The organism is Bacillales bacterium (assembly GCA_035700025.1).
Taxonomy (GTDB): domain Bacteria; phylum Bacillota; class Bacilli; order Bacillales; family DASSOY01; genus DASSOY01.
The window spans coordinates 1-15,203 of sequence record DASSOY010000074.1 but is presented as its reverse complement, the minus strand read 5'-3'; the positions used below and the strand labels follow the sequence as shown (position 1 = coordinate 15,203).

The following is a 15,203-nucleotide window of genomic DNA, read 5'->3' as shown; positions in this document are numbered from 1 at the left end:
GTATACGGACAATTTAAATCCGGAGGCTGACATTCCCGGTTTGTTGAAAAAATTTCACGAAGTGCTGCTGGCGCGCAGCGATCACTTTCCGACCGGCGGCCTTCGCTCGCGCGCGATCGAATTGCACGATTACCGGGTTGCCGACGGCGCAGAAGACGATGCTTTCGTGCACGTGACGTTGAAGATCGGCGGCGGGCGGTCAGCCGAAGTAAAAAAGGAAGCGTGCGAGGCGCTGTTCGAAGTAATGAAACGCCACTTCGAAAAGGCGTTTGCCGACCGCTTCTTGGCGCTGTCGCTCGAACTGTTTGAGTTCCAGCACCCGACGTACAAACAGAATAACATTCATCAACGGTTTAACTAGCCTGTGCGACCCGACGGTCGCTTTTTTTTTATTTCTCCCCATTCTCGGTTGAGAAACGGCGGCAGGAACGGCTGGCAATTTTATGAAAACATTTTGATTGTCTTGTCTGGCCTGCGAGTGATCCCCGTTGCATTTGTGAGCTTCGACTGATTGTTTTTCGCCATAATCGTCATTAAAATAGACAGAGCGATTAAGTTTCATTTGTTTCGTTTTTCTGGTTAAATGTGGGTATGGGTGAAGGATTGGGGAGAGCAATGTGCTAAAAAAGAGATCCGTCGGCTTTTTACGCGGGTACCAGTATTTTTTTCATTCTACAAATGCAATCATGATCGGGTTTTTGCCGATTTATTTTAAAAGCCAAGGGTTGAGCGGTGCTGAAATCGGTGCGCTTCTCGCGGTCGGTCCGTTCGCGTCTTTGTTTTCACAGCCGTTCTGGGGCTACATGAGCGACAAATACAAAACCGTCAAAAAAATGCTCATGATCTGCCTTGTCGGCTTTCTGCTCGCCGGCTTGCTTTTTTTCAGCATGGACGCGTTTATGCTCATGATTATGACGGGATTCGTCTTGTTCTTTTTCATGTCCCCGCTCGGGGCGCTCGGGGACAGCTTGTCGCAGCGAACGGCTGCTGAAAAGAACATTTCCTTCGGAGGAATTCGCGCTTGGGGCTCGATCGGCTTCGCCACGACCTCCTTGCTGACCGGCGCAATATTTTCCGTCATCGGCGTCGAGCGAATCCTTTTACCCTTTTTATTTTTCGGATTCCTCGCCCTCCTTTCCGGCTTTTCCGTCTCTGACGTCAAAGTCTCAAACAAGAAGCTTCGCTTGAAGGACGTTCGCAAGCTTACGAACGACCTTCCGTTTTTGCTGTTTCTTTTTCTCATTTTGTTCATCACCGTGACTCATCGCACGAACGACAGCTTCATCGGCATTTACGTCAAATCACTCGGCGGTACCGATTCGCTCGTCGGCTGGGCCTGGTTCATCGGCGTCGCCAGCGAGGCCGCCGTTTTCGCCCTCGGCTACGCCTGGTTTCGCCGCTTTCACGAGCTGACATTTATCACTTTCGCTGGTTTTTTATACACGCTGCGCTGGGTTTTATACGCTTTCGTCACCGATCCGCACTGGCTCGTTTTCTTTCAAGTGCTGCATGGCATCACCTTCGGCATTTTCTATTTGGCGAGCGTCCAATACGTGACGAAGGTGGTTCCGAAGGAATTGCAAGCAACCGGATTGCTCTTATTCATTTCCGTCTTTTTTGGCTTGTCGGGAATTATCGGCGGTTTGCTCGGCGGCTTCCTCATGGATCAAGCCGGCGGCCACGTTCTTTACGGTGTCATGAGCGTGACGGCGTTCGCCGGGAGCCTCGGCATCACGGCTTACGGGGTAGTTCGTAAAAAGAAGCGGGAGCGGGCAGCGGCCGCGGTCGGCCAGAAAAGCCTTTCCGCCGGTGGGCAAAGATGAGCGAGCGCCGGATCGGCATCGGGCGCCAAGGGTTTGGCGCCAGCCAAGTTTCCTTTATAATAAAAAAAGAGATGAACGGAGGGGGAGTCGAGAATGGGAAAAGTGTGGGCAGGTGTGGACATCGGCGGAACGAAGGTGGCCATCGCTTTAGTGGATGAACGCGGGAAGGTCGTTTCCGAGGAAACGATTCCGACGGAAGTGGAAAAAGGTCCGGATCATACGGCAGCGAACATTAACGCAGTGTTAGAAAAATTGTTCGAGAAGTCCGGACATGAAGTGCAAGGGATCGGGATCGGATCGCCGGGTCCGCTGAACGCCAACAAAGGATTGATATTGAAACCGTCGAATTTGCCGACGTGGATTGATTATCCGATCGTGGAAAAAGTCAAAAACCGCTTTCCTTCAATGCCGGTATCGCTCGGAAACGATGCCGACTTGGCTGGACTCGGCGAATATCTTTTTTCGCTGGAAGGGGATCATCCGTATGCGGCCTATGTCACGGTAAGCACCGGGGTCGGCGGAGGGATTATTTCCAATGGCCGCTTGCATACCGGAGCTTCTTCGAGCGCCGCGGAATTCGGGCACATGATTTTCGAAAAGGACGGGCCGTTATGCGGGTGCGGGCGGAACGGCTGCGTTGAAACGTTTTCTTCCGGAACCGGGATCGCCAATCGGATGACGGAGCAAGTGCTGCAAGACGAAAACCACCCGTTGTTCGAACTTGCACGAACAAACCAATTGTCGGCGAAAGAAGTGTTCGCGGCATTTGATGAAGACGATCCGCTTGCACGCCAGGTGATTGAAAAGGCGGAAGACGCATTGGCAATCACGTTGGCGAACGTAATTACAGCATTGAATCCATCGGTCTTTATCATTGGAGGCGGCGTTGCGCTCGGTCAACCGCGCTACATTGAGGCCGTCAAAGCAAAAGTCGGTCTTTATGCGATGGAAGAAAACGTCGAAGCGGTAACGTTTGTACAAGCGAAGCTCGGCTCAAACGTCGGTGTCATTGGCGCGGCTGCGCTGGCGATGGAGGACAGGTATTGAACGCCTGCGTCGAATAATGTACATACACGCATTGACTCAGCCGAAAAGGAGGGTGTTGGAATGAAGCATGATCCGATTTTCTTAGAGCCGGTGTTTCAGGAAAGAATTTGGGGCGGAACGGCGTTGCGCGAACGGTTCGGGTATGACATTCCGTCCGACCGTACCGGGGAATGCTGGGCGATTTCGGCTCATCCAAACGGGCAGACGAAGGTGAAGAACGGCGTATTCGAAGGGATGCCGCTCGGGGCGGTTTGGGCGGAACACCGGGAGCTGTTCGGCGATAGGAAAGAAGATTCTTTTCCGTTGCTCGTCAAATTGATCGACGCCAACGACGATTTGTCCGTGCAAGTGCATCCCGGAGACGCCTACGCGAGGGCGCATGAGAACGGAGAACGCGGAAAAACGGAATGTTGGTATGTCGTTGATTGTGACGAAGATTCGGAGCTCGTATTCGGTCATCACGCCGAAAGCCGAGAACAGTTGAAAACAATGATCGACGAAGACGACTGGTCCGAATTGCTGCGTAAGGTAAAAATCAAGCCGGGCGACTTCTTGTACGTACCAAGCGGCACGGTGCATGCCATTCCGGCGGGAGCGCTCATTTTGGAAACGCAGCAAAGTTCGGACACGACTTACCGGGTATACGATTACGATCGGAAAGATGAAAACGGCAACGGCAGGGAACTTCATTTGGCAAAAGCGCTCGACGTGATCGAAGTGCCTCATCGGGATCCGGAATTGCGGCGCGAGGTAAAAAAGATCGGGGAGACGACATTCACGACGCTGTTGAACAGCAAATACTTTACCGTCGGCCTTTGGGAACTGAACGGGAAGGCGACGCTTGAACAAGACGCGGATTTCTGCCTTGTCAGCATTTTGGACGGCGCGGGGCAAATTTCCGCCAACGGCCAAGACTTTCCTTTTGAAAAAGGAGATCACCTCATTCTTCCATCGGGACTCGGCGCGTTTGACGTCGAAGGAACGGCGGTCGGCATCACCTCTCATCCATAATGGATGAGAGGTGATTTTTTACTAGTGCCTCTTTTTTAACACTTTTCCATGCTAAGGAACATTCAATTCTAGAGGATCAGATGTCTATTAGCAATCTACGGGACTGCCAGTCGCACGAAAACGAAAAAAGCAGGTCGTGCTTTCAAAAGGTCGTCGGAAAACAATTCGGCGAGCGTCAGCTCCCTCCTCCTTCCATCATTATACTGAAATACCAGATTAATTGTCGTCATTATATGTTTGTTTTTCACAAAGAAGAGGTTGTAGTAGAATGTCCGTTATTTGTATACTTATTGTTATAAAACAATTTTTTACACATGTTATGTGTGCAACAGGGGAGTATCAATGAGAAATAAAAAGCGTTGGTTTATGATTTTAATATTGTTTTCCTTAATTTTCATTTCGATAAATATTTCTCTTTTGAGCCCTGAGTGGGTGGGGTACAGCGATGATGGGAAATGGAAAGCCATCTTGTACAAAGACAAACAACTTAAGACGAATTCATATTTTGGAAAGTTCAAATGGATGGGATCTTCAAATGAGTTGAAACAAATTAAAGTTACATTTACTCAATATCGTGTTAATGGTAAATATCGAGCAGGAGACCCCGACGTAAAAAAGTCGGCGAGTCATTCTAATATAAATGATCTAAGTTTCGTTGGATTTACCTCAAGGCCAGGAAATAAGGATCGGCTAGTAGCCATTATTCATTGGACTAATGGTATTCATTCTTATCAAGATGCTATAGTTCTTAAAATGGAAAAGAAAAGTATATGGAGTGAACTGAGTAATTTATTTAATAAATTCTGACCCCTTGGTACAAATTTTAAATAGATGTGAAGGCTTGATAATACGAAATTCAAGCAAGAAAACGTTAAAATTATAAAAAATAAGAAGGTTTTCATTATGAAAAGAATTATAAGATCTTAACGGCCATACGCGAGGAACGGGCGCCTCCTCGCGTATCCTTTTTTAATCAATTAACCGTTCAGTATATAATGAGTTTACGCATTTGAAAATGATGCAGGGAGGGTTACGCATGACAGCAAAGGTGATTGAAGTGAAAAACCTTGTCAAGACGTTCAAAGGCAACATTCGCGCGGTGAATGATGTTTCTTTCGACGTCAAGGAAGGCGAGTTTTTCGCGTTTCTCGGACCGAACGGGGCCGGCAAGTCAACGACGGTTCAAATGATAACGACCTTGTTGAACCCGACATCGGGGACGATTGAAGTGGCCGGCTATGATGTGAAAACCGAACCGGAACAGGTACGCAAAAAGATCGGTGTGGCGTTGCAGGAAACAGGGATCGATCCCGGCTTAACGGGACGCGAATTGCTTGTGTTGCAGGCTCGATTGTTCGGCTTCACGAAAATCGACGCGATAAAGCGCGCAGAGGAATTGCTCGAGCTCGTCGGGTTGACTGGAGACGCTGACCGGGCGTGCGGCAAGTATTCCGGCGGCATGCGGCGGCGGCTCGATTTGGCTTTGACGCTCGTGCAAAAGCCGAAAATTTTGTTTCTCGATGAGCCGACGACGGGGCTTGATCCATCGAATCGGAAAATCATTTGGGATGAAATTCGTCAGTTGAACGAAAAATGGGGCACAACGATCTTTCTGACGACGCAATATTTAGAAGAGGCTGATCAGCTGGCAGATCGGATCAGCATTATTAATCAAGGTAAAATTGTTGCCGGCGGCACGGCGGCAGAACTGAAACGTTCGGTCGGCGAAGACGTCGTCGAGCTTGCCTTTTCTACCGAAAAACAAGCCGCTGACGCATCCGAGCAGCTGTCGCACCTCGCCGCTGAAGCCCGCACAACCGAACAGCAGCTGCGGTTGTATTTGGCCAACGGCACGTCGATGCTGCCGGAAATCATTCGCATCCTCGACCGCTGCGGGCTTCAGCCGGTTCACTTGAACGTTTCCCCGCCGACGCTCGACGACGTGTTCTTGCATATGACGGGAGAAACCTACAAAGAAGAACGGGAGGCGTTAACATGAAGACATTCTTTCTTCATACGTGGCTGTTCACGAAACGCAGCGTGACTTCGACGATCCGCAACCCGTTCGCTTTCGTTCCGAACCTCGTCATCAGCTTGTTTTTTTTACTCGTCTACCAAGCTGGCCTCAGCGGCATCGCTTCCATGCCGGCTTTTAACGGCGCGAGCTACTTGGCGTTTATTTTACCCGTTTCGATCGTTTCCGGCGCCATCGGCGGGGCAGGCGGAGCCGGGCAGACGCTCGTCACCGATCTCGAAAACGGCTACTTCTCCCGCCTGCTGCTGACGCCCGCTTCGCGGCTCGCGATCGTGCTCGGCCCGATCATCGCCGGCATGCTCCAGCTGCTCGTCCAAACCGGCCTCATTTTGGTCGTTGCTTTTATGATGGGATTGCACGTCGCCGCCGGCTTTTTCGGCGTGCTTGTTCTGCTCTTGCTCGCGATCGGCTGGGGACTTGCTTTTGCCGGCTATTCGGTCGGTTTCGCGCTTCGCACGAAAAATGCGCAGGCGGCGCAAGCCGGGACATTCATCTTTTTCCCGCTCTTGTTTTTAAGCACAACGTTCGTGCCTTACGACCTGATTTCCGCCGGCTGGCTGAAGGCGGCTGCGCTTGTCAATCCGACGACTTACATTTTCGAAGGCATGCGCTCGTTGTTAATCTCAGGCTGGGTCGCTTCCGACTTGCTGACAGCGTTCGGGGTCGTCGTTTTCGTGTGTGCAATTACGATCACCTTCGCCGCAATGAGTGCGAAGCAAGCCGTCAGCCGCGGGTAATGATTCATGGTCATTCGTAAAAAAATCCATTCTGTCCCTTTAACTTTCCTTTCCTTATGCCGATATAGAGAAAAGAAACGTTTTGAGCAACATGGCATACGAAGAAAGGGTTTTTATTTATGGATCTAACGACGCTGATCGGCATATTGCTCGGCATTATCTCTTTGATCATGGGGTTTTTGTTGGAGGGCGGGCACGCCCGATCTTTGTTGCAAATCACGGCGGCGATGATTGTGTTCGGCGGTACTTTCGGGGCAGTCATTGCGGGCACGCCGTTTCGCGTGTTGAAAAAACTGCCTTACATTTTGAAAATGGCGTTCATGGAAAGAAAATTCAATCCGGAAGATACGATTGAAGACCTTGTTGAACTGTCTCAGCTGTCACGGCGGGAAGGGTTGTTGGCGCTTGAATCGGAAGCCGAAAGGTTCGAAGACGATTCCTTTATGTTCGAAGGGCTGCAACTGACGATTGACGGCGTCGAGGCGGAATTGATTCGCGATATTTTGGACCGCGAAATGCAGCTTTACGAAGAAAGGCATTTGGAAGTAGCGAAAGTATTCGAAAAGGCGGGAGGCTTTTCGCCGACGATGGGCATCATCGGAACGGTCATGGGGCTTGTCCATGTGCTCGGCAATTTGGAAAACCCGGACACGCTTGGCGGATCGATTGCGGTCGCGTTTATCGCCACCTTGTACGGCGTGGCTAGCGCAAACGTTATTTATTTTCCACTGCAGCACAAGATCCAAGCGCGAGTCCAACAAGAACTGCTCATTAAAGAACTGCAATCGGAAGGATTGCTGTCGATCCAGCACGGGGAAAACCCGAATATTTTGCGCAAGAAACTTTCCGCATTCGTCGAAAAGAAAAAGACAGATTCGAGCGAAAATGAACAGGTGGAAGCGAGTGAAGTTTCGTGAGGAGAAATCGTCGGCGAAAAGGTCACGGTAACGAGGACCATGAACGTTGGATGATTACTTACGCGGACATGATTACGCTTCTGTTAATCTTTTTCATCGTTTTGTACTCTATGAGCGAAGTTCAGAAGGTGAAATTTAACGCTTTGATTGAGTCATTGCATGATGCCTTCGCGATCAAAACGATGGAGACGGCGGAAACGAATGAGCTCGGCCTCGACGTGCCGCGCATGCCGAGTTTTAATCAGAAAATTCCCGAACAGGACAAAAGCAATGAGGAACAATTGGATGAATTGTACATGAAACTGCAGCATTACATCCAAGAACATCATTTGACGACGCAATTGACGCTCGTCGACTTGCCGCGAGGCGTGCAAATTACGTTTCAGGACAAAATATTGTTTGATCTCGGCAAAGCGGAGTTAAAGGAGCAAGCGTTGGAGGTGTTAGGCGATGTCGGCGGGCTGTTGAAAACGGTAAACAATCCGATCAGCATCGAAGGACACACCGATGATTTGCCGATCGAGAGTTCAGAATTTCCTTCGAACTGGGAATTGTCGACGGCTCGCGCCCAAAGTGTGCGCCGATACTTGCAGGAGCATATAAAAGTGGACCCGACGAGGCTGCGAATTGTCGGTTACGGCCAATACCATCCGAAAGTTCCGAATGACTCGGATGCGCATCGCGCTGAAAACCGCAGGGTGAACATCGTTATTTTGCGGCACAGCAATGCCGAAGGAGAAGCGATGTCCGATCGTTAACGTTTCATGTACAAAATAAGCGCTATCCATTACTATGAAGGGGAACGACAGTAAGGGAGTGCTTTCAAGTGACCGACGTCAAAAAAGTAATGACCATATTCGGAACGAGGCCGGAAGCGGTGAAGATGGCTCCGCTCGTTCATGAGCTGAAAAACTATCCTGACGAAATCGAAACGATCGTAGCCGTCACGGCTCAGCATCGCGAAATGCTCGATCAAGTGCTGCGTCTTTTCTCGATACGTCCGGATTACGATTTAAATATCATGAAAGACCGGCAAACCCTTTCGGACGTGACGACGAAAGCGCTCACCGGTCTTGATTGCTTGTTGAAGAAAGTAAATCCGGATCTCGTGCTAGTCCACGGCGATACGACGACGACTTTCGCAGCCGGACTTGCCGCTTTTTACAATGAAATCGGCATCGGCCACGTGGAAGCGGGATTAAGAACGTGGAACAAGTACTCTCCGTATCCGGAAGAAATGAACCGGCAGCTCACCGGTGTCATGGCTGATTTGCATTTTGCCCCGACGGTGGAAGCTCGGCGTAACTTGTTAAGCGAAAACAAGGCTCATGAGACGGTGTTTGTAACGGGGAACACAGCGATCGATGCTTTGAGAACAACGGTGGACGCCGATTACCGGCATGATGTACTGGATGCCGTCGGCAGCGACCGGTTGTTGTTGATGACGGCACACCGCAGGGAAAACATCGGTGAACCAATGGAACGTATTTTTAAAGCGGTCAAGCGGATTGTTACGGACTATGAAGACGTTCAACTCGTCTATCCTGTCCATTTGAATCCGGCCGTTCGCGAAATGGCCCATAAGGTGCTGGACGGGCACCCGCGCATTCATCTCATTGAACCGCTCGATGTCGTCGATTTTCATAATTTCGCCGCCCGGGCGCACATGATCTTAACCGATTCCGGCGGCGTGCAGGAAGAAGCGCCATCCCTCGGCGTTCCCGTGCTCGTTTTACGGGATACAACCGAGAGGCCGGAAGGCATCGAGGCGGGAACGTTGAAGCTCGTCGGAACAAACGAGGCGGACGTGTACGCGTCTGCGAAATCGTTGCTTGAAGACGAAGCGTTGTACCGGACGATGGCGAAAGCTTCGAATCCGTATGGCGATGGGAATGCGTCAAAAAGAATTGTGCAGGCGATTCGCTGCTCGTTCGGGCATGTGGCGGACCGCCCGGCCGATTTTTCAACGGAGAACTCTCGATGAAACGCTTCCTTGTTTACTGGCTTCCGGTTCTCCTGTGGGCAGGGATGATTTTCGCCTTTTCTTCCCAGCCGTACGAACAGCAAGATTTGCGGCCGACGCTCGGAAAATACTTAAATGAAGACTTCGTCAGGCAACTTTTTTCAGGCGTAACATTTCATTATGCAGCGGAAGAAGTCAGTGTTGAGGCGCTCGGGGCAACAGGCTTCATTGAGTTTTTTATTCGAAAAGGGGCGCATTTTTCCGTTTATTTCGTGCTGGCCGTTTTATTATTCAGAGCTTTTTTTGCCCGAGAACGGCACGGTGCGAAAGCTTTTACAGCGGCGCTATTGTTTTCTGTACTTTATGCCGCTTCCGATGAAATTCATCAACATTTTACAGGCGGTCGAACACCCCTTCCCTTAGATGTCGCTCTCGATTCGACAAGTGCGCTCATCGGGACTTTTGTCGCTTTTTTTGTCATAAAAGGGAAAAACAAAGCTTTGTCATCGTAATGAAATAAATTTGTAATATAAATGTAACAATTGTTTAGTAAAATGTAAAAACAGCTCTATTTTTCGGCATTCCATCCTAAAATTGGCTGCAAATTTTCATTGTCATGTATTTATTCTTTCCCCTATAAGGAGGGTGCGCTGTGGGAATGACCTATAAGAATACTGTACGTACGATGGTGACATCAACGGCTCTTGCCGGTGCGATGTTTGCCGTCCCGGCCGTCACCCATGCCGCTTTCGGCGATCAAACCCTTAAACAAGGGATGAAAGACCCCGATGTGAAACATTTGCAAGATTTGCTTAAGAAGAAAGGTTATTTTCATTTTTCAACGTCCACCGGCTATTTCGGCGAAATTACCGAAAAGGCGGTTAAGCAGTTTCAGGAAGACCATCAATTGCGAGTAACCGGCATGGTTGGCGACGATATGTATGCTGAACTCGGTGTCGACGGCGCAATACAGGTGACTTCGGCGTCGAAAGTGGAGAAATCGGATTTGATCCGTATCGGCGCTCGAGGCGCGGCCGTAGCCGAACTGCAAACGAAATTGCAGGCACTAGGAGTGTACGACGGCGCAATCGACGGCATATACGGTCCGATTACGGCATCGGCGGTTCGCCGCTATCAACGTTCGAAAGGTTTGATCGAAGATGGCATCGCCGGTCCAGTCACGTTAACGCATTTGTACGGACAAAAGATTGCCGTGCCGGAAAAAGGGGAAGAGAAGCCGTCTGTTCCGAAGACGAAGAAAGGCAAGCAGGCGGAAACGCCTTCGTTTACGCATTTGCTGAAAATCGGTTCCCGAGGTCCGGCAGTTAGTTCCCTTCAACAAGCCTTGAAATCGCTCGGTTATTATACATATGGCATCGACGGCATCTATGGAAAACGGACGGCCGGGGCGATTCGAGAATTTCAAAGTGATCATGGGCTTAAAGTCGACGGAATTGCAGGGCCGCGCACCTACGCAAAGCTCAGCGGCTCGTCCGATGGTGATGAGCCGGCGTCTGCGAATAACGAGGCAGGCGAGAAGTCCGTTGAAGATTCGAAAAAAGCAACGAGTCCGAAGGCAGACAAGAAAGCAGCGGAGCGTTCCGATATGAAGGAGGCCGTGTCAGACGGCTTGCTGCGTTTTCACGAGCGAGGCGATTCAGTCGTTCAGCTGCAAAAGCAATTGCTCGCATTAGGGCTTTTCGAAGGACAGCCGTCCGGTTATTTCGGTGTTGACACCGAAGAGGCGGTGAAAAAGTTTCAATCCACCCACGCGCTGATCGTCGACGGCATATTCGGGCCGAATACGAAAGCGAAGCTCCTGGCGGCACTTTCTGCGCTGGAAAATGAACCATCTTCCGGTTCCGACGGTTCGAACGGATCGGTCGTCGACGGAAATGGCGAGACAGTCGCGAAATCTCCGGCATCCTTCAACGTTTTCAACATGCTCGCCGATGCCGCCGATTTAATCAGTACCCCGTACCGTTGGGGCGGCGTGTCGCCTTCTAGCGGCTTTGACTGCAGCGGTTTCGTGAAATATGTGTTCGGACAAAACGGCATCGACTTGCCGCGGACGGTCGCTTCCATGTGGCGGACGGATTACGGCGAAAAAGTGGAAGAGCTGAAACCCGGGGACGTCTTGTTTTTTCAGAACACGTACAAAAGCGGCCCGTCGCATAACGGCATTTACATCGGAAACGGTCAATTCATCCAGAGCGGAAGTTCGACCGGCGTGACCGTGAGCAATCTGGACTTGTATTACTGGGACTCGCATTTTCTCGGCGCGAAACGGTTTTTCTAGCGCCCGTGTTACTTTTTACTCAATTTCGTTTTCGTTACGTTTACCACTTCTTTCTTTTTCCATTCTTTTGTATTCTAGATTGACAGCCAGTACGAAAAGCCGACGTTCTTTCGAAACGGATCGGCTTTTCTTGGTCTACTCAAATCGATGGGAGAGAGCGGAATGAAAGAAGCTGAGGTTCGTTTAGTCCCTGTCAAAATTGAGGAAGTGGTAGAAGCGCCGAAACGGCAAGTCGTCCCTGAAGGCGTGAAGCTCATTCACGCCCCCGAAGTTTGGAAAGAAGCGGACAGCGGTGCCGACAATGTCATTGCCGTGCTCGACACGGGATGCCAAACCGATCATCCGGATCTGCAAGGCCAAATCGTCGATGGGAGAAATTTTACCGCAGATTACGATGGGGACCCGGACAACTATGAGGATAACCATTTTCACGGTACACACGTCGCGGGTACGATCGCGGCAGTAAACAATGATGTCGGTGTGGTCGGTGCAGCACCGAAAGCGAAGCTGCTTGTCGTAAAAGTGTTGAACGGTCAAGGACAAGGCTCCTACAGCAGCATTATTAAAGGAATACGATATGCGGCGGATTGGGCTGGCCCGAACGGGGAGCGGGTACGCGCCATCTCGATGTCGCTCGGCGGACCGCGCGATGTCCCTGAACTTCACGAAGCCGTCGAACATGCGGTCAAGCAAAATATCCTCGTCGTTTGCGCTGCGGGCAATGAAGGCGACGGAAGGCATTCGACGGTGGAAAGGAGTTACCCGGGCGCCTACAAAGAAGTCGTCGAAGTCGGTGCCGCTGACGGAAACCGGCGCATGGCCGAATTCTCGAACTCCAACAACCAGATTGATCTCGTCGCTCCCGGTGTGAAAGTCCTTTCAACATTTCCCGGCGGAAAATACGCCCGCCTCTCCGGAACCTCAATGGCAACACCGCACGTGTCGGCGGCAGCCGCACTTGTCTACGCGTTATTCAAACGAAAGTTTCACCAAACATTGAACGAAAGACGCTTGTTTGCTCAACTGACAAAACAGACCGTTTCACTCGGTGTCAGTCCATTGGAACAAGGAAACGGACTGTTGCATCTCACCGATTTCACCGAAGCATCGTACACGATCCAGGTCAAACCGCTCGGCGACGGTTATGTCGTGGAACTCGGCTTTTCGGACGATGAGAAGAAAGCGTTGCGGTTGGCTGAAAAAACGAAACAAGATTTGAGCAAGGTCCAAGGCGCCAACGTCAAAATTGAGGTGTACAAGTGGACGAAGCAATGATATAAAAAAAGCCCAGCCGGCCGCGCAGCGGTCGGCTATTTGCTGTCAAACGCAGGCAGGGGTAATGTACGGTATCGCTCATACACAAACGGCCCCTTTACACGAGTGGCACCGATGTTTGGATGAGCGGAAAAACACGGACATCGAATGAAGGGCATCGTGTCGTTCAATCATCAATGGGTTAGACGAGCACGCTGTGGCGGCGCACAAACCATTGACAAAAATGACGTTTGTTTTAAAGATTATGGGCTGTGTCGTATTACGAGCTTTCTTTTGCTATAATGAAAGAGTTCGAGTTGAATTAGGCGATTTTTACCATTGGGTTTTTCATTCGCGTCGTCCTATACGAGATCAAGAGATTTTTGGACTGGACGGCGAAAAGATAAAAGATTATGCAGCAAGGTGAACGAATGTTCATCCGTTGAATACTTAAGGAGGACAACCGATTGGATTTGAAGGAAATCGTAAAGACGGGATCATTCGATCTCCACATGCACACGACTGCTTCGGACGGGGATTATCCGCCCGAGGAAGTGGTGGCAAAGGCAAAGGCTGAAGCCTTGCAAACGATCGCGGTTACTGATCATGACACGCTCGAAGGCATCGAAGAGGCGGTTAAGGAGGGCCGGAAACTTGGAGTGACGGTGATTCCGGGAGTAGAATTAAGCACAAAAGAAGGAAAGAAAAGCGTAGATATTCTCGGCTACGGTTTGACTCATTCGGCGGAATTGGAAACGACGCTTGCCCGCATGAGGGAAGGGCGCGAGAACCGGGCGGAACGAATCGTCGCGAAATTTTCCGAATTAAACATGCCGCTTTCGATGGAGGACGTAAGAAAACATGCGAGCGGAGGGGTCATTGCCCGCCCCCATATTGCGAAAGCGGTCGTCGAAAAAGGATATATCGCGGACGTCCAGTCTGTCTTCGACGACTATTTGGCCGACGGGAAACCGTGTGCGTTGCCGAAAGTCGTGTTAACGCCGAAAGAAGGCATTGACTTGATTCATAAAGCCGGCGGGAAAGCGGTGCTTGCTCACCCGGTCCATTTGCACGATGACGAGCTCGTTCGGCATTTGCTGGAAACGTATGACTTTGACGGTCTGGAAGTATGGCACCGGGAACAAGATGAAGCGGCGGTTGAAAGATACCGCGAAATGGCGAACCATTATGGACTTTTGATGACCGGAGGCTCTGACTTTCATCATGATCAGCACCGAATCGGGCGTTTCGGCTATTCAGATAATTCTTCAAACCAATAGAAAGGGAGATTCACAGATGACCACTGAAACGGCAGCGAAAACAATCGAACCTCACGGAGGCGTACTGGTTCAACGTGAGCTTGAAGGAGAGAAGCGTAAGCACTACTTGGAGAAAGCGAAGTCGATGCAAGCCTTGACGATTTCGAAATGGACGATTTCCGACCTTGAAATGATCGGCATCGGCGGTTTCAGCCCGCTGACCGGTTTTATGGGCAAAGAAGATTATTTGAGCGTCGTCGAAAACTTGCGCCTGTCCAACGGACTCGTATGGAGCTTGCCAGTGACGTTGGCGGTTACTCGCGAAGAAGCTGAGCCGCTTTCGATTGGCGAGGAGATTGCACTTGTCGGGGAAGACGGAGTCACTTACGGTGTGCTCGACCTCGAAGAGAAATACGAATACGACAAAGCTCATGAATGCAAGAACGTATACGGCACGACAGACATGAACCATCCGGGCGTGAAAAATACGTTCGATCGCGGCGACATATATTTGGCGGGTCCGATTCAGTTGCTGAATTGCCCGACTCATGCACCGTTCGAGAAGTTTTACAAAAAACCGGCGGAAACGAGAAAAATGTTTGCCGAGCTCGGATGGAATACAGTAGTTGGTTTCCAAACGCGTAATCCGGTGCACCGGGCGCACGAATATATTCAAAAATTGGCGCTTGAAAACGTCGATGGATTGTTGCTTCAACCGCTCGTCGGCGAGACAAAATCCGATGACGTGCCTGCTGACGTGAGGATGGAAAGCTATCAAGTGCTGCTTGAGCATTACTATCCGCTCGAACGCGTACGTCTTGTGATCAATCCGGCTTCGATGCGTTATGCCGGTCCGCG

At 50.5% G+C, this 15,203-nt stretch carries 15 protein-coding genes; all 15 read left to right on the top strand.

What is annotated here, in order from left to right; all coding sequences use genetic code 11:
- Positions 1-361: 5-carboxymethyl-2-hydroxymuconate Delta-isomerase (locus tag VFK44_13390; GenBank protein ID HET7629361.1), on the top strand; the 361-nt coding region annotated here is incomplete at its 5' end.
- Between the two features lie 256 nt (positions 362-617).
- The gene (locus VFK44_13385) at positions 618-1,823 is read left to right on the top strand and encodes an MFS transporter (GenBank protein HET7629360.1); all 1,206 of its coding nucleotides are present in this window, start codon (positions 618-620) and stop codon (positions 1,821-1,823) included.
- A gap of 93 nt (positions 1,824-1,916) precedes the next feature.
- Positions 1,917-2,870 (top strand): ROK family protein, encoded by a 954-nt coding sequence (locus tag VFK44_13380; GenBank protein ID HET7629359.1) that lies wholly within the window; start codon positions 1,917-1,919, stop codon positions 2,868-2,870.
- Between the two features lie 60 nt (positions 2,871-2,930).
- Positions 2,931-3,881 carry a mannose-6-phosphate isomerase, class I gene (manA, locus tag VFK44_13375; GenBank protein HET7629358.1) on the top strand — a complete coding sequence of 317 codons (951 nt, stop codon included), beginning with the start codon at positions 2,931-2,933 and terminating at the stop codon, positions 3,879-3,881.
- A 342-nt stretch (positions 3,882-4,223) separates the two neighbouring features.
- The gene (locus VFK44_13370; GenBank protein HET7629357.1) at positions 4,224-4,688 is read left to right on the top strand and encodes a DUF4944 domain-containing protein; all 465 of its coding nucleotides are present in this window, start codon (positions 4,224-4,226) and stop codon (positions 4,686-4,688) included.
- 229 nt (positions 4,689-4,917) lie between these two features.
- On the top strand, positions 4,918-5,880 hold the full coding sequence (locus tag VFK44_13365) for an ATP-binding cassette domain-containing protein (protein HET7629356.1): 963 nt from the start codon (positions 4,918-4,920) through the stop codon (positions 5,878-5,880).
- Positions 5,877-6,653: an ABC transporter permease gene (locus VFK44_13360; GenBank protein ID HET7629355.1), complete on the top strand. Its 777-nt coding sequence runs from the start codon at positions 5,877-5,879 to the stop codon at positions 6,651-6,653. Before VFK44_13365 ends, VFK44_13360 begins: the two co-directional genes overlap by 4 nt.
- Before the next feature lie 119 nt (positions 6,654-6,772).
- The gene (locus tag VFK44_13355) at positions 6,773-7,570 is read left to right on the top strand and encodes a flagellar motor protein (GenBank protein HET7629354.1); all 798 of its coding nucleotides are present in this window, start codon (positions 6,773-6,775) and stop codon (positions 7,568-7,570) included.
- Positions 7,567-8,328, top strand: coding sequence for a flagellar motor protein MotB (locus tag VFK44_13350; GenBank protein ID HET7629353.1), 762 nt, complete (start codon positions 7,567-7,569; stop codon positions 8,326-8,328). Before VFK44_13355 ends, VFK44_13350 begins: the two co-directional genes overlap by 4 nt.
- 68 nt (positions 8,329-8,396) lie before the next feature.
- A complete protein-coding gene (gene wecB / locus VFK44_13345; GenBank protein HET7629352.1) occupies positions 8,397-9,554 on the top strand; it encodes a UDP-N-acetylglucosamine 2-epimerase (non-hydrolyzing) in 1,158 nt (385 codons plus the stop codon).
- A complete protein-coding gene (locus VFK44_13340; protein ID HET7629351.1) occupies positions 9,551-10,045 on the top strand; it encodes a VanZ family protein in 495 nt (164 codons plus the stop codon). Before wecB ends, VFK44_13340 begins: the two co-directional genes overlap by 4 nt.
- 146 nt (positions 10,046-10,191) lie before the next feature.
- Complete coding sequence (locus VFK44_13335; protein HET7629350.1) at positions 10,192-11,832, top strand: peptidoglycan-binding protein; 1,641 nt, start codon at positions 10,192-10,194, stop codon at positions 11,830-11,832.
- Between the two features lie 162 nt (positions 11,833-11,994).
- The gene (locus VFK44_13330; GenBank protein HET7629349.1) at positions 11,995-13,107 is read left to right on the top strand and encodes a S8 family peptidase; all 1,113 of its coding nucleotides are present in this window, start codon (positions 11,995-11,997) and stop codon (positions 13,105-13,107) included.
- A 446-nt stretch (positions 13,108-13,553) separates the two neighbouring features.
- Entirely contained in the window at positions 13,554-14,366 is an 813-nt protein-coding gene (locus tag VFK44_13325) for a PHP domain-containing protein (GenBank protein ID HET7629348.1), read from the top strand.
- A gap of 16 nt (positions 14,367-14,382) precedes the next feature.
- The coding region (sat, locus tag VFK44_13320; GenBank protein HET7629347.1) for a sulfate adenylyltransferase at positions 14,383-15,203 on the top strand (821 nt) is incomplete at its 3' end.